Here is a 17,549-nt window from a genome sequence, read left to right as displayed (position 1 = left end):
ACTGCCAACCTGGCGGCAACCACTCACCGCCCCGTGACCCAAATCAACAGCAGCTACAGCGGGGACCTGCGTTGTGCCTCGCTGCACGGGCCATCGGGCTCCGCCCTGGAAACCGATGCCCCAACCGACAACCAAGGCAAGGGCGAGCGCTTCTCACCAACCGACCTGGTGGCGACAGCTCTGAGCACCTGCATCCTGACGATCATGGGCATCGTCGCCGAACGCCACGACTGGGATCTCAAGGGATGCACGGCCCGGGTGGAGAAGGTCATGACCAGCGAAGCCCCGCGCAAGATCGCCCAGCTCGAGGTCTGGATCGAACTACCGGCCCACCTCGATGAGAAGGCCCGCAAGATCCTGCGCAAAGCCGCTGAAAACTGCCCGGTCAAATTGAGTCTTGAAGGGGCTGTGGCGATGCAGCTCCACTGGAGCTGAAACGCGATTGCAGTGAACGGGCATTGATCCAGGGCCCAGGGCTGGCCCCGCCCTGGCGTCGCCACTGCAGCGTCCAGCCTTCGGGCAGATCGATCACCGTGGCGCGACCTCTCCAAGGAATCTGAGCGGGCTTTCCGGACATCCACACCAGCCGCTCATGGCGCGCGGAATCCGGACAGAGCTTCAAGGTGCTCATCAGGCCACCGCTCTCGAAACTCCAAAACTGATAGCGCTCCGAGCGAACAGAGCTCACCGCTTTGAAGGAGCCAGCAAACGCCACTCCATTGCAGTCAGACAGAACCGTCTGACCAACCCGAACCTCGATCGAACCGGGGGCGACCTTTTTGCCTTCATCCCAGCGGGTATCAATCAAAAACCGCTGCTGACCTTTTTCAAGAGGGTGCAGCCTGTCGAGGCTGCCCGAGATCAGAAGCGAGGCAAATTTTCCCAGGTCTGAGCCGCTTGGGCGCGGCCGCGGAAAAGGGGCTGTTTCAACAGCCTTGGCGGCCGAGCAGAGCAGGGCGGAAGACAGACAGAGGCCTGCGGCCAGGGCGTTGCGAAGCACGTATGTAGCTGACATGGCTCGGGCTGAAGCTCCCTTCAGCCTCGGGGCTGCGCCAAGCAACGGGCATGAGCGAAATCAAGCCCGGCCGTGATCCCAGTCACACACCTAGGGTCGCGCCCAGAGCCGGGCATTCCCTTGAGCGCAGGACAGGCATACGCACAGCTTCGCGATCACCTGCACACCACCCAACTGCTCGGAGGGATTCAGAGCACGCTCTACTTCGACCAGAACACCGCCATGCCGCCGGGATCGGCCCACTGGCGCGGCGAGCAGCTGGCCCTGCTGGCGCTGCAATTGCACGAGCGGCAGACCTCAACGGAATACGCCGATCTGCTGGCCAATGCCGAGGCCGAAGCAGGAGCCCAGGCCAGTCACGAGCAGCACCGCAACCTCCAACTGTTGCGCCAGCAATGGGAGCGGCAGTCCCGCCTGGATCCTGCCCTGGTGGGGCAACTGGCCCAGGCCCAGGCCCAGGGCTACGCCCTTTGGCAAGAGGCCAAGCGCGACAACGCCTTCGCCCGCTTTGCCCCGGCCATCCAATCCCTGATTGATCTAAGGCTCGAGCAGGCACGTCAACTGGCTCCGGCCGAACGGGATGCCTCGGGCCAGGAGCGAAGCCCCTGGGAAATCCTGGCCCAACCCTTTGAACCGGACGTCAGCAAAGAGGCGCTCAGCCGCTGGCTGCTTCCCCTGCGCAACGAGCTGCCGCCGCTGCTTGAGCGAGCCCAGGCGCTCCCCAAGGGCAGCACTGAGCGGTGGGATCTCAGCGACCAATCCCAGGAGAGCCTCTGCGATCAATTGCTGCAGGAGTGGGGGTACAACCCTCAGCGCTGCTGCCGGGCCCGCTCACCCCACCCGTTCTCCAGCACCCTGGGGCCGGATGACTTCCGGATCACCACCCGCGTCGTCGAGGGACAACCCTTCTCGGCCTTCCTGGCCACCGCCCATGAATGGGGGCACAGCCTCTATGAACAGGGACTGCCGCGCACGGGGGATCACTGGTTCCCCTGGCCCCTGGGGGAAGCCACCTCCATGGCCGTTCACGAAAGCCAGAGCCTCTTCTACGAAAACCGATTGGCCCGCAGCCAGACCATGGCCTGCCGCTGGCATCCGCGTTTCGCCCAGGCCCTTGGCCAGGATGTCTGGGGGAGCAGCCAGGGGTTCTGGCGCGATCTCAATCCGATCGCTCCGGGATTGACCCGGGTGGAGGCCGATGAGGTCAGCTACGGCCTGCACGTGCTGCTGCGCTACGAGCTCGAGCTCGCACTGCTGGAGGGGGGGATGCCCGTTGAGGAGTTGCCCAGTGCCTGGAACCGGGCCATGAAGGAGCTCCTCGGCATCGAGCCGAGCAACGACCGAGAGGGCTGCCTGCAGGACGTGCACTGGAGTGAAGGACTCTTTGGCTACTTCCCCTCCTATGCCCTGGGACACCTGATCAGCGCCCAGATCAGCGAGACGATCGAAGGGCAGCTCGGTCCGATCGAATCGCTACTAGAAGCGGGCGATGACGCAGCCCTGGGCCACTGGCTCAAACAGCGGGTGTATCCCCTGGGGCGCAGTGTCAACGCCATGGAGCTCGTCGAGCAGATCTCAGGCTCCCCCTTGAGCCATCGTCCGTTCCTGCGCTACCTGCAGCAGAAGCTCGAACGACTCGCCGCGTGAAGAAACGGAACAAAGGTGTGCAAACGCTGACCGTTGCGCTCTGATGGGCCTGCGCGAAAGGAAAGAGATGGCAAATCAATTCCCCCGCAAGGCCAGTTTCGATCTCTCGCCCCAGCAGCATGGGCAGAGCGTTAACAGCCAAGCCACCAACTCTGCAGGAGCGAAAGCAACCAGGCGCAGTGAAGACGAGCGCTTGGTCAATGAAAACCTAAGCCGGATCTTGCAGTCCTCCAGCTATCAGCTGGCCCACGCCGATGAGGAACTGCTCTCCAGCGCCGAGATGCGCGGCGTCCGCATGTTGCTGGAAATCACCAAGCCACAGCAGGTCCTTGAAGCCGAGGGCGTTGAGTCCACCATCATCATTTTTGGTGGGGTGAACATCATTGAGCGCTCCGCTGCCGAGGGGCGACTGGCCGCCGCAGAAGCCGAACTCGCCCGTAACCCCAACAGCGGCCCACTGCAACGGCAGTTGAGACGCAGCCAGACCCAGTTGGAGTTCTCGCGGTACTACGACGCGGCCCGTGAGTTCAGCCGGCTGGTCTCGGCGGACCAACAGGCAGGTCATCACAACCATGTGATCGTCACCGGTGGCGGCCCCGGAATCATGGAAGCGGCAAACCGCGGTGCCTTTGATGCCGGTGGACGCTCGATCGGTCTGAGCATCAAGCTCCCGGGGGAACCCGAGCCCAACCCCTACATCAGTCCCGAGCTCTGCTTTCAGTTCAATTACTTCGCCCTACGCAAGTTCCACTTCGTCAAACGCTCGGCCGCTGCAGTCCTCTTCCCCGGCGGCTTCGGCACCCTTGATGAGCTGTTTGAAGTCCTGACACTCCGCCAGACCGCGATCAAGGGTCAGATGCCCGTCATCCTCTTTGGAACGGAGTTTTGGCAACGGCTGATCGATTTTGATTACCTGGCGGACTGCGGGCTGATCCGCGAGGAGCACCTGGAGCTCGTCAGGTTCACCGACTCAGCGCAAGAAGCCTGGTCCTGGATCCAGGCCTGCGAAGCCCAGCAGGATCACGAAGATCTGAGCTCCGAGGCGCTCGCGGCCTAGGCCAAAGGCCGGTTCCGGGAACTCCGTAGGATGCCGCCCATCCTTAAGGCCCGCTGCCCTGATGGCGAACATCGACCACGCCCCAAGCCGCACGATGCTCAACCTGCTGCACGTGCTGCCGGCCTTTGCCGATGAAGCGGAACTGCGGCTGAACACCATCGTTGAGCTGAACAGCAACACGATCAACAAGTACGAGCTGATCACCGAAACCGGTCACCTCAAGCTCGATCGCGTCGGCTACTCCTCCCTGGCCTACCCCTTCGCCTACGGCACCATCCCCCGCACCTGGGATGAGGACGGCGACCCGCTCGACATCGAGATCGTCGGTGTGACCGAGCCCCTGGTGCCCGGCTCCCTGGTGGAAGCCCGCATCATCGGCATCATGAAATTCGACGACGGCGGCGAAGTCGACGACAAGGTCATTGCCGTGCTGGCCGATGACAAGCGCATGGACCACATCACCAGCTACACCCAACTTGGTGAGCACTGGCTGAAGGAAACCCAGTACTACTGGGAGCACTACAAGGACCTCAAGAAGCCCGGCACCTGCCGCGTCAATGGTTTCTTCGACTCCGCAGAAGCCGTGAAGATCGTCAAGGAGTGCGAGGCCCGCTACATGGAAGTGATCGCGCCCAAGCTGGTCAACTGATCGCAGCCAAGCCCCCAACCGGGGGCTTTTTTCATGGCTTGGAGTCTGCGGACGTTTGGGCTCGAGCTACGGCCCGCGCCATGCCGTCGCGGCTGGCCAATCCCTGCAGGGCCTTCACGGGAAGGCCCGTGGCAGGGAGGGCGCTGGGGAGATGGGGCAGGTCCGGCAGGGCGAGTTCAAAGACCGGCAGTTGACGCAGGCCGTTGGGACGCAACTGATCTTCCAACTGGGCGAGGTTCGCGGAAGCCGGCAGCCAGAGCAGCTCCGAGCGCCGGCAGTCCGCCAAGGTGACAGCCGGCCCCAAGCCGGTGAGGGCCCGCTGCAGGTCAGCCAGGGTGACCAGGCCCACCACCCAGTTGTCCTGCTCGACCATCAGGCAGTGACCATGGGCCGAGAGCAGTTGCTGCAGCGCTGACTGGGCCGACTCCGCAGCATTGAGAACCAGCGGTGCCTCGGGTTCAAAGGCATCGAGCACGGGCAGGGACGCCAAGGCATGACGGCGCTGGTCCTCAATCAGATCAGGCCCCAGCAGACCGGGGTCAGCCAGGCCCTGCCAGCGCTCCACCAAGGCTGCACTCAGACCCGCGGCCGCCATCAGCGGCAGGACGATGCGGATGTCACGCGTGAGCTCAAACAGCAGCAAGAGGGCGGTCAAAGGGGCGCGGGCACTGCCGGCCAGAACCGCAGCCATCCCGACCATGGCGTAGGCGGGGGGTTCCGCGACCGGCAGGCCAAAACCGCTGTCCCCCAGCAGTTGGCCATAGACGTTGCCCAGCACCGCGCCGGCAAACAGCGACGGCGCAAAACCACCGCCCACAAAGCCTGTGGCACTGCTCAAGGCCGTAGCCAGCAGCTTCACCAGCAGCAGACCCACCAGGGTGAATAGGGCGATGCCGCCCCCACTGCCGAGCAGCGCCTCGATCGTGTCGTAGCCCACCCCAAGCACCTGGGGAAAGCCCAGGGCCATCAAGCCAATGGCCAAGCCCCCCAGGGCAGGCAGGGACCAAGATGGCAGGCGTCCCAGCAGGCGCTGGACCCGTGGACTCCTGCCAGCCGCCAGCAGGCGCAGGAGCGCCAAGGACACTCCGCTCGCCAAGAGCCCCAAGCCCAGATAAAGGGGCAATTCCAGGGGCGAGCGCACCTCGTAGGCCGGCAGGCGAAAGATCGGGTCACTGCCCAAACAGAGCTGCGTGACAAGGGCGGAGGCCACCGCAGCCACCAGCACTGCGCGGATACTGGGACGGCCGGGGATGGTGCTGTAGCTGCCCTCAAAGGCAAAAAAGACACCGGCGATCGGGGCCTTAAAACCGGCCGCCAGTCCAGCCGCAACACCTGCCGCCACCAAGGCCTTCTGGGACTCGGGGGGCAGTCCGCCGCGCATCCCAAGCCACAGGCCAATGTTGCCGCCGCTCTCAACGCTGGGCCCCTCAGGGCCAAGGGACGCGCCGCTGCCCAGGCTCAGCGAAGCGCCCAGCAAGCGCTGAAAGGGCAGCTTGGGCTTGGCCTGAACCGCGCCGTCAGCCATGGCCATCAAGCTGGGCAGTCCTGGACCCAGGTCCCTGGACCACAGCCGCAGCAGACCGACCCCCAATCCACCGAGCACGGGCATCAGCACAACCGGCCAGGAGGCCAACCACAGGGGGAGACTGCCCGTGATCGCTGGTGTGGGATCCGGAGGAAGCGGCGTGGGATCCGGCAAAAAGCCCACGCCCCCCAGGCCGATCTGAAGCAAGGCCCGCAGCGGTGTGCCGCTGTCGACCGGCAAGGGATCCACCGGCAGAACGGGCGGCTCGGGCTGGGTCTGTCCCACCAAGGCCAGGGCCCAGGACACGGCCGGGCCAAACAGACCGTTATTGATCAGGCCGAGCAGCTCGTGGAAGCCGACCACGGCCAATCCCGTCAGACCGCCAACGAGGGATGCCCAGGCCAACAGGCTCCATTGAAACGGAAGGGGCCGAGCCTCATCGAGCTCAGGCGGGGCCCCGTCCGGAAGGGTGTCAGGCCTCGGGCCGAACGGTTGCAAAGATCTCCTCCAGGATCTCTCCTGCTCCCTGGGCCTTCAGTTTGTGGGCCAAGTCAATCCCCAGGGCTTCAGGGTTGGTTTGATCCCCCTGCACCTGATCGCGGATCAGACGCTTGCCATCCAGGCTGGCGACCATGCCGGTGAGCACGAGCTCGTCCCCTTCAAAACGGGTGTTCACACCGATGGGGACCTGACAGCCGCCCTCCAGTTCGCGCAGGAAGGCGCGCTCAGCCAGGCAGCGACGGGCGGTGGGAACGTGCTCCAGCACTTTGATCTGCTCCAGCACCTCGGCGTCGCCATCGCGGCACTCAATCCCCAGGGCCCCTTGACCCACGGCATGGAGGGAGATGGAGGGATCGATCAGCTCGTGGATGCGATCGCCCAAGCCCAGGCGACCGAGACCGGCGGCGGCCAGGATCAAGCAATCGAATTCGCCGGAATCGAGCTTCTCCAGGCGGGTGATGACGTTGCCGCGCACATCCTTAAAGGTGAGGTGCGGGTAGTGGTGACGCAGCTGGGCCAGACGACGCAGGGAGCTGGTGCCCACCACGGCCCCGTCAGGAAGGGTCGCGAGGGTCTTGTCCTTGTGCTTCTCGTGCACCACCAAGGCATCGGCGGGATCCTCCCGCTCGGTGATGCAGCCCAACATCAGCCCCTCAGGCAGGTTGGTGGGCAGGTCCTTCAGGCTGTGGACGGCGATGTCGGCACGGTCCACCAGCATCTGAGCCTCGAGCTCCTTGGTGAACAGACCCTTGTCCCCAATCTTGGCCAGGGCCACATCGAGGATCTTGTCGCCCTGGGTGGCCATCGCCTCGATGGTGATCTCGAGACCGTCATGGGCCTTGGCTAGCTCGTCACGCACCCAATGGGTCTGGACCATGGCCAGCTGGCTGCGGCGAGAGGCAATGCGCAGTTGGGAACCAGCCATCGGAATGCATCAAGGCAGCAAACAGCCGCCAAGCCTAGGGAGTGGTGTGCCCATCGCGGCCAAAGGCCGCAAAGTCTTGATCAGTCGTCGTTTGCGAAGAGGGCCAGGGGAATGGGGCCCCAGGTGTCCTCGGTGCTGGGATCCACGGGGTTGTGTCCAGTGATCAACAGACCTTGGCCCAGGCCACTCTCACGGCGCACCAAAAAACGACCGTTGTTCTGATTCGCCTTCAGGAAGACGGGACCCTCGATCGTCGCCAGCTCCTCACCGGCTGGATCCAGCTCCAGGGTTTCCCAGGAGAAGCGCTGCTCAAGCGCCCGCAGGGTCGCGACCGCAAGGGCTGCGGAGGGGGCCATCACACCCACGGTGAACCACTCGCAGGTCGCCATGGCCTGGGTCAGTTCCTCCAGCAGTTGCCCCTGCTCAGCTGAGGAGAGCTCAGGGGCCGTGCGCAGTCCCTTTAGTGATCCCAGCAGCGAGGGCCCGTCAGCCATGGATGGAGGAAGAAGTGGGGTGGTGCCGTTCCCAGACGGTGAAACCGGCCAGGCAGAAGCTGAGCCACACATAACCGACGGCCGCCCCAGCCAGGATGTCCGTTGGCCAATGGGCGCGGCAATAGAGGGTGCTCAGCCAAACCAAGGCGACCCAAAGACTCGAGAGGAGAAACAATGGCCGGCGCAACCTGGGGTAGTGGGCCGCCAGCAGGGTGCAGCTCATGAAATAGAAGACCACCGAACCGGCTGCATGGCCGCTGGGAAAACTGCGGCCACTCAGCTCCAGCAGGCTGGCGTCGGGGCGGGGTCGATCAAACCAGGGCTTCAGCAAGCGATCAACGATCACCAAAATGCCGCCGGTTCCGGCCACGACGCAGACCAAATCAGGCCAGAAGCGCTTGAAGGCCAGGAAACCCAGAACAGCCAGGACCAACACCGCGGTCACATGAATGCCACTGGCTTGATAGACAACCAGCAGGAGCTGTCCAAGCCAGGCGGGGATGCGCTGATGCAGCCCATCGAGCAGGACGCGATCGAAGGAGTCCGAGGCATTGGCCTTGAGGGTTGGACTCACCACCAGCAAGACAACCGCAATGGCCAGGGTCAACAGCAATCGGCGCCGTCCAAGGGCGTTCAACCACTCACGCAGAAGAGGAGGCATGGCGATCACCGTCTCTGGCTCAACTGATCGAGGGTGGTGCGGTCCAGTCTGATCAGGCGGTGGGCATCCAGGCGGCCCAGCAGCTCCGCATCACCGGGTCCCACGCCCAGGTCCAGCAATTCACGATCAGACCCCAGGACCAAGACGGAATCAGCGGGTAGAGCCTGGGCCTCCAGCTGATCGATGGCCGAACGGGCGTCGTGAACGAAGAGCACCGGACGACCGCTGTAGAACACCACGCTGTAGCGCTTGTAGCCGGCCACCAGCAGCGGTTCGCCAGGCAGAGCTGAGGCAGCGGCCTGACGGGCCAGCACCCGGATCGGCAGCAGGCGCTCACGATCCATCAGGGGCGCCAAGACGGGAATGACCAAGGCCAAAACCGCCGCAAACCCAGCGGCATTGGGGAGCCAAAGCCAACGCAGGGCGACGCCATCCCGCGCACGAAGCAACCAGATCAACGCGCCGCAGGCACCTGCCAAGGGGAGTGCCAGCAGCCAGGGCAAGCCGGACTGGGCGATGGCATCCGCGAAACCGGGGTAGGCCGGATCCACCTCAATCAAGCGAGGGGCAAGGACGGCGGCCAAGGCCATCAGCCCAAGGAGAACGGCATTGAACCAACCGCTGCCCCGCTGCAGACGATCCAGCCAAGGGGGATGGCCCGTGCTCGGGGAAAGGGGCGCAAACAAGAGGCCCACCAGAAGGACTGCACCCGGAACGGCCGGAAGGATGTAGCCGGGCAATTTGGTCGCCGCGGCGGAGAAGAAAGCCACCACCACCACAAGCCAAATCAAGCCGAATTGGGCGAGGGCCTCGCCCGCATCACTGCGATGCCAGCGCTGGGGAGCCCAGACCTGCAGCTTGAGGATTGCCGCCGGGAGATACAGCGACCAGGGCAGTGCCAGTAGCAGCAACCAGGGCAAATAAAACCAAGGGGGACCTGGGTGGGCGTAGATCACCGAGGTGAAGCGCTCCAGGTTGCTGAAGCCAATGAAGCGCGCGAGGAAGGTGAACCCGTTGGCCTGGGTCGCTGCCACATACCAAGGCAGGGTCACACCCAAAAACAGGGACAGCAGCGCCAGCCATGGGGTCTGACGAACCTCCGGCCAGAGATCACGCCGCAGCAGCAGAAAACCAATGATCACCAGGCCCGGTAGGAGCAGGCCAACGGGACCTTTCGCCAGCACCGCAATCCCGCAGAAGAGCGCCAACATCACATGGCCTAGGCGCCTCAGGACCTCTTGATCCCTGCGCCAGTAGGCCAGGGCAAAGCCCAACAGGGCCAGGCTGATGCCACTGGCCAGAAACATGTCGGTGACAGAGGAGCGGCCCCAGCCCACCCAGCCGGGACTCAAGGCCAACAGCCCGCTGCAGAGGGTCGCGCGCCCCAGCCGTTGACTGACGGACTCCGTCGATGGCGCCAGGGCTAGAAGCAGACCAAAAACGGCGAAGACAACCGCGCTGGCGGCGAGGGCCGCAGGGAAGCGGGCTGCCCATTCACTGACACCGAATAGCTGGAAGCTGAGGCCCACCATCCAGTACCCCCAAACGGGGTAATCGAAAAAGGTTTCACCGTTCCAGCGGGGGGTGACCCAGTCACCGCTGAGAAGCATCTGGTGGGGGACCTCAACGAACAACCCCTCGGTTTTATCCAGTAGGCCCAGGCTTCCCAACTGGTTAAAGAAAGCCAGAACACAGAGGCCCAACAGGGCTGCGATCGCCGTGATGAGCGCCCGGGTGGGATTGGCATCCAGCCAGGTTTTGAGCCTCTGCATCACTAGTTGGGGGTGTTCCAGACGAAACGGCTGCTGGCGGCGTAGTTCCAGACGAACACCACAATGATCCCGGCCAACTGGGCCCAGAAGACATTCGGTGCGATCAGGCTGTAGTAGGCCGAAGCCAAGCCCACATTGGCCATCACCGGTAAGGAGGCCACCAACAGGAACTTGAACAGTCCGCGCAGCAGCAGGATGCCCTTCAAGCGAGCGAAACGGAAGGTCAGGGCGTTGTTGATCAGGTAGTTCGAGCTGGCTGCCGAGATCACACCGATCGGGAGCGCCTGCTCAAAGCCAAGACCCCAGAGAGCCATGAACAGCTGCGTGATCAGCAGCTGCACCGCAACGCCACTGAGACCGACCAAACCAAAACTGATGGCTCGCCTGGGCAGCAGGCGGAAGCTCAGGGTGTGGAGGATTGAGATCAGGAAATCCCAGAAGATGGCCAGATCCAGCTTGGAGCTGCCATAGGTGCGGGGCTGGAAGGTCAGGGGCACCTCGGCGGTGCTCAAGCGCCCACGACTCACCGCCAGCAGTTCGTAGAGGAACTTGAACCCGTTGACATCCACGCCACGGATCAAGGGCAGCAGCGGCTCTAGGCGCAGGGCAAAGAAGCCACTCATGTAGTCCGTGAGATGGGCATAGCGCTTGGGCAGGCTGAAGCGGGCACTGGCATTGGCCCACGTCGATCCGGTTTCCCGCCGATCGCTCAGCCCCAGGATCTGGGCCTCGGGATGGAAGCGGCTGCCGATGACCAGGTCCGCACCACCGGCTTCCAGGGTCTCGATCGCGCGGCGGACAGAGCCAGGCTCATGCTGGCCGTCACTGTCCATCACCAGGACAAAGTCGCCCGTGGCATCCAGCAGACCTTCTTTGATGGCGCTGGCCAAACCGGAGCGCCCGACCCGGCGGATCAGACGAAGCCGCGGTTCGTCATGGGCGAGCTGACGAACCAGCTCTGCTGTCCCATCCGCCGAGTCGTCATCCACCACAAGGATTTCCAAATCCCACTGCTCACCCAGGGGAAGCAGCTGTGCCAGAAGCGGCTCGATGTTGCCCCGCTCGTTGTAGGTGGGCAGAACAATCGAGACCCGCAAGCCCATCGAATTCTCAAGACAAAGCCGGCGGGAAATCCCGCCGGCGGGTGAACCTTAAACCGCTTGGGGCGCAGTCAAAGAGTTGGTTACTTGATGTACTCCTTGAGCACGCCATTGCGGTTGGGGTGCCGCAGTTTGCGCAGGGCCTTGGCCTCGATCTGGCGGATGCGCTCGCGGGTCACATCAAAGATCTGGCCGATCTCCTCGAGGGTCTTCATCCGACCATCGTCCAGGCCGTAGCGCAGGCGCAGCACATCGCGCTCACGGGGGCTCAGGGTCGCCAGAACGCCTTCGAGATCTTCCCGGAGCAGGTTCTTGGCGACGTCCTGCTCAGGATTCTCGATATCAGCCTCAATGAAGTCACCCAGGCGGGAGTCTTCCTCCTTGCCAATCGGTGTCTCCAGCGAAATCGGCAGCTGAGCACTCTTGGCAATGAAGCGGAGCTTCTCGATGGTCATCTCCATCGATTCAGCAATCTCCTCTTCAGTGGGCTTGCGGCCAAACTCTTGAGAGAGGGTCTTGGTGGTCTTCTTGATCCGAGAAATGGTCTCGTACAAGTGGACCGGCAGACGGATCGTGCGGGACTGATCCGCAATCGCGCGGGTGATCGCCTGACGAATCCACCAGGTGGCATAGGTCGAGAACTTGTAGCCCTTCTCGTGATCGAACTTCTCGGCGGCGCGGATCAGGCCGAGGGAGCCCTCCTGAATCAAATCCTGGAAGCTCAGGCCCCGATTCATGTACTTCTTGGCAATCGACACCACCAAACGGAGGTTCGACTGGACCATCTTTTCCTTGGCGCGGCGACCCAACATCAGGCGCCGGCGGAACTTGACGAGGGGCATCTCGACGAGGGCCGCCCACTCCTTGGTGTCGGGGTAGTGGCCGTTGTCTGCCTCGAACTGGTTCGCTAGCTCCTCGAGCTGCAGCAGGTCCGCAATTTTGCGGGCCAGCTCAATCTCCTCGTCAGGACGCAGCAGTCGAATCCGGCCGATCTCTTGGAGATAAACCCGGATGGAGTCTTCGGTGTAGACACCCTTCGGCCCGATCTTGATGCTCGCCAGGGCTTTGGCGGTTTTCGCTGCATCCTTCTCCGTGGCCTTGGCATCGGCAGCCGGAGCCTTGCCCGCCTCTGCAAGCAGCTGATCAGCCGCCTTGTCGAGGTCGGCGGCCGCGGCCTTCTTGCTGGTGGCTTTCGATGCCGCAGCCTTTGTGGAAGCAGCCTTGGTCGATGCAGGTTTCTTGCTGCTGGCGGCCTTAGTGGAGGCCGCTTTCGTCGATGCAGCCTTCGTGGCCTTGGCCTTGGTTGGGCTGACCTTGTTCGCGGCCTCGGCGTCCTTCTTGGTCTTGCTGGCGGCCTTGGCCTTGGTCACCTTGACGGTCTCACCCGAAGAATTGGCCACGGCGAGAATTTCAGCAGCGGGCTTTTTGGCCGTCGCAGCTGCCTTCGTGGTCGTCTTGGTGGTCGCTGACTTCTTTGTCGCAGCAGCAGGACTCATCGCGTTCGGCTAGATGATGTTGAGGCGGTTGACACGTCAGACGCAGACCCGACCAAGCCAAGGGCGAGGTGCCAATCATCAATCGACCGGAATCGGCGAAAGGCCGCATCGATCGGGCTACAGAGCCGGTCAAGGCTCAATGACCCATGGGAACGATGAATGGGTGGGGCGTCAACGAACCCAGCAGACTTGCCAAGGGACTTGGCGGCATGCTGAGGGGAATAGAAAGGAATGGGAACAGGGCCAGAAGCCCAGCAAGGCTGTCAGGGGTGGTCGCAGATCGGGCGCGCAGCAGTGCTGGCTGTCCTCAAGATCTTCCCGCTGGACGGAACTTTGCCGGGTTCCGACTGCAGCCCTATGGACTGCTCAACAGACTCATCTTAAGAAACTCCCAAGAGCTTTGCAAGAGTGACCGGCCCCACCCCAGCAGATGGCCAGGGTTCCTGGGTCCAGGTCTGGCTTGAGGCGGGCCGTGAGGGGCAGGTGTTCACCTACAGCAACCCCAAGCAACTCCCCTGCGCCAGAGGGGATCTGGTGCAAATTCGACTCCGGGGACGGCGCCACATCGGGCTGGTGCTGGAGCTGCTGGATGAACGGCCCGCGGCCTTAGCCGGCAAAGCCCTGCAACCGATCGAAACCGTCCATCAACAGGCCGCTGTTGAGCCCGACTGGCAAAGCCTGATTGAGACGGTTGCGCAACAGTGCCGAACCACCTCCTTCCGAACGCTCAAAGCGGTCCTGCCCCCTGGCTGGCTTGGGCAGCGCCCGGCCGCAGCGGCTCAGCGGCCGCGGGAGCAGCTCTGGCTCGAGCTGATTCAGCCCCCCACGGAAACGGAACGGAGCAGCTGGAGCGACGCCCAAAACCGTCTGCTCCAGGTGCTGGAGGCCCACGGCGGCCAGTGCTGGCAAACCCAGGCCCTCGAGGCCGCCCAGGTCAGCCGCTCGGTCAGTGACACCCTGCAGCGCCGGGGAATCCTTCGGCGAGAGCGGCGCCCCTTTCAGGCCGAGGAGGTGATGCGCCAAGGGGGCGACAGCAGCATCCCCCAGCAGCTCACTGAGGATCAAGCCCAAGCGCTAGCCGCCATTGAGGGAGCTCAACCAGGAAGCCAGCTCCTGCTCTGGGGGGTGACGGGGGCTGGCAAGACGGAGGTCTATCTCCAGGCCGCCGCACGCGAGCTTCAGGCAGGACGGTCCGTGTTGCTGCTGACCCCAGAGATTGGACTCATTCCCCAGCTGCTGGATCGCAGCCGAGCCCGCTTTGGTGCGGCGGTGGCGGAATACCACTCGGGTTGCAGTGATGGCGCGCGCATTCGAACCTGGCGCCACTGCCTCGATAGCCCCTCTCCGCTGCTGGTGGTGGGCACCCGTTCGGCGATCTTTCTACCGCTCAAGCAGCTGGGCTTGGTGGTGCTCGATGAGGAGCACGATCGCTCCTACAAACAGGACAGCCCGATGCCCTGTTATCACGCCCGAGATGTGGCCCAACTGCGGGTTCAGGCCAGCGGGGCCAAGTTGATCCTCGGCAGTGCCACCCCAAGCCTGGAGACCTGGCGCGCCTGCCAAGGCCCCCAGGCGCAGTGTCAGTTGGTGCGACTCCCCAAGCGCATTGGCAGCAGTGTCCTGCCACCGGTCCTGGTGGTGGACATGCGGCAGGAACTGGCGGAGGGCCACCGGCGTCTGGTGAGTCGGCCGCTGATGGACCGGCTCCAGACCCTGAAAGAACGGGGGGAGCAGGCGGTCGTGCTGGTTCCCAGGCGGGGCTACAGCAGTTTTTTAAGTTGCCGCAGCTGCGGCGAAGTGGTGCAGTGTCCCCACTGCGACGTGGCCCTCACGGTGCACCGGCAACGGGAGCGCTCCTGGCTGCGCTGCCACTGGTGCGACCACCGTGCAGAGGTGGAGCGCCGCTGCGGCCATTGCGGCTCCACGGCCTTCAAGCCCTTTGGGGCCGGAACGCAACAGGTGCTGGAGCACCTCTCGGGCGAACTGGAGGAGCTGCGGCTGCTGCGCTTCGACAGGGACACCACCCGCGGGCGCGATGGCCATCGGCAACTCCTTGAGCGGTTTGCCCGCGGGGAAGCCGATGTCTTGATCGGAACCCAGATGCTCGCCAAGGGGATGGATCTGCCGCGGGTGACCCTGGCTGCCGTGCTGGCCGCCGATGGGCTCCTGCATCGACCCGATCTGCGGGCCGCAGAGGAAAGCCTGCAGCTGCTGCTGCAATTGGCCGGCCGTGCGGGGAGAGGGGACCGTCCTGGGGAGGTCCTAGTGCAGACCTACAGCCCCGAACATCCCGTGATTCGCCATCTGGTGGATGGCCGCTATGAAGCCTTTTTGAAGGAGGAACTCCAACAACGGCAGGCCGCATCCCTGGTTCCCTTTAGCCGGGCATGCCTGCTGCGCCTCGCGGGACCATCCGCCAGTCGAACCGCGACGGCCGCCTCAAGCCTGGCGGAACACCTGCGTGCGGCGCTGATGCAGCAGGGGTGGCTGCTGATCGGACCAGCTCCAGCACCGGTGGCCAGGGTGGCGGGGAACAGCCGCTGGCAGCTCCTGCTGCACGGACCAGCCGACTCTGAGCTTCCACTGCCCATGGAGACAGAGCTGCGGGCCCTGCTCCCCAATGACGTCAGTCTGGCGATCGACCCAGATCCGCTGGAGCTCTAGGCCGGCAGCTGGGGCAAGCCAAAACCAGCGGCGATGCGCAGCCGCTGAAGCAGTGCCACCAGCAGCAGGAGCAGGCTGATGGCCAGGGTACCCAGGCCAAGCTTGCTCCAGCGCCAGCAGGAGAGCTGAAGCGTATTCACCGCCCCGGGCTCAAGGCGCCAACGGACAACCTCAGGCTCGCCCTTGCCCCGGCGCATGGCGCGGGCGGGGATGGGCCCAGAGGCCTGAATCGCACGCAGCGGAAGTGGTTCGAGGGCAACGCTCAACTGCAATCCAGGCAGGGGCTGGAGCGTCTCCAGATCCAGCTGGATGGCCAGCCGCTGACGCACGCCGATCAACCAGTTGCGCTCCTGGAAGTCCAGTTCAGGTGCGGGTAGATCCAGGTTGGCCAATGCAGCACCCTGCTCAAGACTGTCCTGGAGCAGCTCCAAAGCCTGAGCAGCAGGCAGCACCGGCGAGGCCAGCGTCAGGCGGCCATGGTCTTGATCCACGCGCAGGGAGCGGCCGCGCAGTCCTTGCCGCCATTGGCTCTGCCAAGGAAGGGGCTGATCCGTCTGGGATTGACTGCGCTGCTCAAACTGCAGGCGTCCAGGGCCGGGGAAGCGCAGCTGGGTCTCGAGGTCAACGCACCCACCGAGCAAAGCCGTCAGCAGTAAAAGAACGATCGCCACGACAGCGAAACCCAAGGGAGCCTGGGTGGGTCCAGTGGGCGGTGGTGGTGGTTCTGGGGGGCCGCGGCGGCGGCGGCGTTGACGGGCCATCGCCTTGAGCTCGCCCTCCAGGGGCTTCATCTCCCCCAGGCTCGGAAGGGTCATCGACCACTCCCTGGGCCTCACCAAGGCCGGCGCGTCAAGGATCTCCTGGAGGTCCTTGGCCTGGGCGCGCAGGGTGGTGTCGCGGCAGGCCCGAAGGCTGCGGCAGGTCGCAGCGGCGGCCTTGTGATCCCCACGCCCCAACTGGGCCGTGGCCAGCAGAAGCCGGACCTCTCCCCCAGCCCGGGTCATCGCACCGTGGGCTTGCAGCAGCGGCTCCAGCAAGCGTTCACAGGTGCCGTAGTCGCCCCTCTCCAGGGCTGATCGGGCCGGGAGAAGCGTCGCTGGATCAAACGCCTCCGCGGGCTGGGCCGCGTTGGACTCCTCCACCGGCACCTAGAGGTTGGTTCGGCCGGTGACCATCGTGCCGATGCCCGCGTCGGTGAACACCTCCAGCAAGAGCGCATGGGGTGTTCGGCCATCGACGATGTGGGCGGCGGCGACCCCCTGGGCCAAGGCGCGAATGCAGCATTCGGTTTTCGGCGTCATCCCGCCGGCCACGACACCGCTGCTGATCAGCTCGCGGGCGCCGGAGAGACTCACGGAGCGAATCAACGAACTGGGGTCTTCCCGGTCCCGCAGGATCCCCGGGGTATCGGTCAAGAGAATCAATTTCTCCGCTTCCAGGGCTGCAGCCAACTCCCCAGCGACCGTGTCGGCATTGATGTTGTGGGCTTGGCCCTCAGCGTCGGCTGCCACCGAGGAGATGACGGGGATGTAGCCGGCATCCAGCAAGGGGAAGAGAACAGACGGGTCCACCGCAGCCACATCCCCCACCAGGCCATTGGTCCCATCGCCATAGGTGCGAGCCCGCACCAGCGGGCCATCGCTACCGGAGAGGCCCACGGCCCTAGCGCCCAGACGATTCAAGCCGTTGACGATCTGCTTGTTGACCCGGCCCACCAGAACCATCTCCACCACATCCATGGTGTCCGGGCAGGTCACCCGCAGGCCATTGCGGAATTGGGGCTCGATATTCAGGCGCCCCAACCACTCATTGATCTCGGGCCCGCCGCCGTGCACGACCACCGGCTTCACGCCGACCGAAGCAAGCAGCACCAAGTCGCGATAGACCGCATCGCGCAGGTCTTCGCGAACCATGGCGGCACCGCCGTATTTCACGACGACGCGGCGGCCGGAAAAACGTTGGATGTAGGGGAGGGCTTCACTCAGCACCGACACCCGCAGGGCGTCAGTGCGATCAGCAGGACGTTCGCTCAAGGGAGGGACT

General features: G+C 64.2%; 15 protein-coding genes. 5 read left to right on the top strand and 10 right to left on the bottom strand.

The features are described 5' to 3' along the window. Positions 1 to 33: 33 nt before the first annotated feature. Positions 34 to 435 carry an OsmC family protein gene (locus LY254_RS00580; RefSeq protein ID WP_247477973.1) on the top strand — a complete coding sequence of 134 codons (402 nt, stop codon included), beginning with the start codon at positions 34 to 36 and terminating at the stop codon, positions 433 to 435. Here the strand turns inward: LY254_RS00580 and LY254_RS00575 are convergent. After that, complete coding sequence (locus LY254_RS00575; RefSeq protein WP_247477972.1) at positions 386 to 1,015, bottom strand: ecotin family protein; 630 nt, start codon at positions 1,013 to 1,015, stop codon at positions 386 to 388. The genes LY254_RS00580 and LY254_RS00575 overlap by 50 nt on opposite strands. Positions 1,016 to 1,135: 120 nt before the next feature. On the opposite strand from LY254_RS00575, the gene LY254_RS00570 reads away from it, so the two are divergent. The 3 genes from LY254_RS00570 to LY254_RS00560 all read left to right on the top strand — a co-directional run bounded on the left by LY254_RS00570 (position 1,136) and on the right by LY254_RS00560 (position 4,368). Next, positions 1,136 to 2,662, top strand: coding sequence for a carboxypeptidase M32 (locus LY254_RS00570; protein ID WP_247477971.1), 1,527 nt, complete (start codon positions 1,136 to 1,138; stop codon positions 2,660 to 2,662). A gap of 67 nt (positions 2,663 to 2,729) precedes the next feature. Then, positions 2,730 to 3,719 (top strand): LOG family protein, encoded by a 990-nt coding sequence (locus LY254_RS00565; protein ID WP_247477970.1) that lies wholly within the window; start codon positions 2,730 to 2,732, stop codon positions 3,717 to 3,719. A 61-nt stretch (positions 3,720 to 3,780) separates the two neighbouring features. Beyond that, positions 3,781 to 4,368 (top strand): inorganic diphosphatase, encoded by a 588-nt coding sequence (locus tag LY254_RS00560; RefSeq protein WP_010316702.1) that lies wholly within the window; start codon positions 3,781 to 3,783, stop codon positions 4,366 to 4,368. A gap of 31 nt (positions 4,369 to 4,399) precedes the next feature. Here the strand turns inward: LY254_RS00560 and LY254_RS00555 are convergent, their stop codons facing one another. From LY254_RS00555 to rpoD, 7 genes are all read right to left on the bottom strand, one after another. Beyond that, positions 4,400 to 6,298 (bottom strand): chloride channel protein, encoded by a 1,899-nt coding sequence (locus LY254_RS00555; protein WP_247477968.1) that lies wholly within the window; start codon positions 6,296 to 6,298, stop codon positions 4,400 to 4,402. A 67-nt stretch (positions 6,299 to 6,365) separates the two neighbouring features. Continuing rightward, positions 6,366 to 7,319 (bottom strand): hydroxymethylbilane synthase, encoded by a 954-nt coding sequence (gene hemC, locus LY254_RS00550; protein ID WP_247477966.1) that lies wholly within the window; start codon positions 7,317 to 7,319, stop codon positions 6,366 to 6,368. Between the two features lie 80 nt (positions 7,320 to 7,399). Next, entirely contained in the window at positions 7,400 to 7,813 is a 414-nt protein-coding gene (locus LY254_RS00545) for a DUF1824 family protein (protein ID WP_247477962.1), read from the bottom strand. After that, on the bottom strand, positions 7,806 to 8,474 hold the full coding sequence (locus tag LY254_RS00540; RefSeq protein WP_247477959.1) for a phosphatase PAP2 family protein: 669 nt from the start codon (positions 8,472 to 8,474) through the stop codon (positions 7,806 to 7,808). Before LY254_RS00540 ends, LY254_RS00545 begins: the two co-directional genes overlap by 8 nt. Before the next feature lie 5 nt (positions 8,475 to 8,479). Further along, entirely contained in the window at positions 8,480 to 10,246 is a 1,767-nt protein-coding gene (locus LY254_RS00535; RefSeq protein WP_247477956.1) for a glycosyltransferase family 39 protein, read from the bottom strand. Positions 10,247 to 10,248: 2 nt separating this feature from the next. Then, positions 10,249 to 11,349 (bottom strand): glycosyltransferase family 2 protein, encoded by a 1,101-nt coding sequence (locus LY254_RS00530; protein WP_247477954.1) that lies wholly within the window; start codon positions 11,347 to 11,349, stop codon positions 10,249 to 10,251. Positions 11,350 to 11,429: 80 nt separating this feature from the next. Next, positions 11,430 to 12,842: an RNA polymerase sigma factor RpoD gene (gene rpoD, locus LY254_RS00525; RefSeq protein ID WP_247477953.1), complete on the bottom strand. Its 1,413-nt coding sequence runs from the start codon at positions 12,840 to 12,842 to the stop codon at positions 11,430 to 11,432. A gap of 408 nt (positions 12,843 to 13,250) precedes the next feature. Here rpoD and priA point away from each other — a divergent pair, with 408 nt between their 5' ends. After that, on the top strand, positions 13,251 to 15,506 hold the full coding sequence (gene priA, locus LY254_RS00520) for a primosomal protein N' (protein WP_247477951.1): 2,256 nt from the start codon (positions 13,251 to 13,253) through the stop codon (positions 15,504 to 15,506). Here the strand turns inward: priA and LY254_RS00515 are convergent. Together LY254_RS00515 and argB are read right to left on the bottom strand one after the other, a co-directional pair. Next, positions 15,503 to 16,648: a DUF3153 domain-containing protein gene (locus LY254_RS00515; protein ID WP_247477950.1), complete on the bottom strand. Its 1,146-nt coding sequence runs from the start codon at positions 16,646 to 16,648 to the stop codon at positions 15,503 to 15,505. The two genes, priA and LY254_RS00515, sit on opposite strands and share 4 nt — an antisense overlap. 6 nt (positions 16,649 to 16,654) lie before the next feature. Beyond that, positions 16,655 to 17,539, bottom strand: a complete 885-nt coding sequence (gene argB / locus LY254_RS00510; RefSeq protein ID WP_010316686.1) for an acetylglutamate kinase — start codon at positions 17,537 to 17,539, stop codon at positions 16,655 to 16,657. Between the last annotated feature and the right edge of the window lie 10 nt (positions 17,540 to 17,549).

Origin of the sequence: Synechococcus sp. NB0720_010 (assembly GCF_023078835.1) — a bacterium.
In the GTDB taxonomy this organism is placed as follows: Bacteria; Cyanobacteriota; Cyanobacteriia; order PCC-6307; family Cyanobiaceae; genus Vulcanococcus.
The sequence above is the reverse complement of the archived record's forward strand: the minus strand, read 5'-3'. Positions and strand labels throughout refer to the sequence as shown.

Bases quoted from the DNA above. Each gene is read 5' to 3' on its own strand.
- LY254_RS00565 (WP_247477970.1), top strand. From the start codon at position 2,730: ATGGCAAATCAATTCCCCCGCAAGGCCAGTTTCGATCTCTCGCCCCAG.
- rpoD (WP_247477953.1), bottom strand. From the start codon at position 12,842: ATGAGTCCTGCTGCTGCGACAAAGAAGTCAGCGACCACCAAGACGACC.
- LY254_RS00575 (WP_247477972.1), bottom strand. From the start codon at position 1,015: ATGTCAGCTACATACGTGCTTCGCAACGCCCTGGCCGCAGGCCTCTGT.
- LY254_RS00560 (WP_010316702.1), top strand. From the start codon at position 3,781: ATGGCGAACATCGACCACGCCCCAAGCCGCACGATGCTCAACCTGCTG.
- LY254_RS00535 (WP_247477956.1), bottom strand. From the start codon at position 10,246: ATGCAGAGGCTCAAAACCTGGCTGGATGCCAATCCCACCCGGGCGCTC.
- LY254_RS00530 (WP_247477954.1), bottom strand. From the start codon at position 11,349: ATGGGCTTGCGGGTCTCGATTGTTCTGCCCACCTACAACGAGCGGGGC.
- LY254_RS00545 (WP_247477962.1), bottom strand. From the start codon at position 7,813: ATGGCTGACGGGCCCTCGCTGCTGGGATCACTAAAGGGACTGCGCACG.
- LY254_RS00540 (WP_247477959.1), bottom strand. From the start codon at position 8,474: ATGCCTCCTCTTCTGCGTGAGTGGTTGAACGCCCTTGGACGGCGCCGA.
- hemC (WP_247477966.1), bottom strand. From the start codon at position 7,319: ATGGCTGGTTCCCAACTGCGCATTGCCTCTCGCCGCAGCCAGCTGGCC.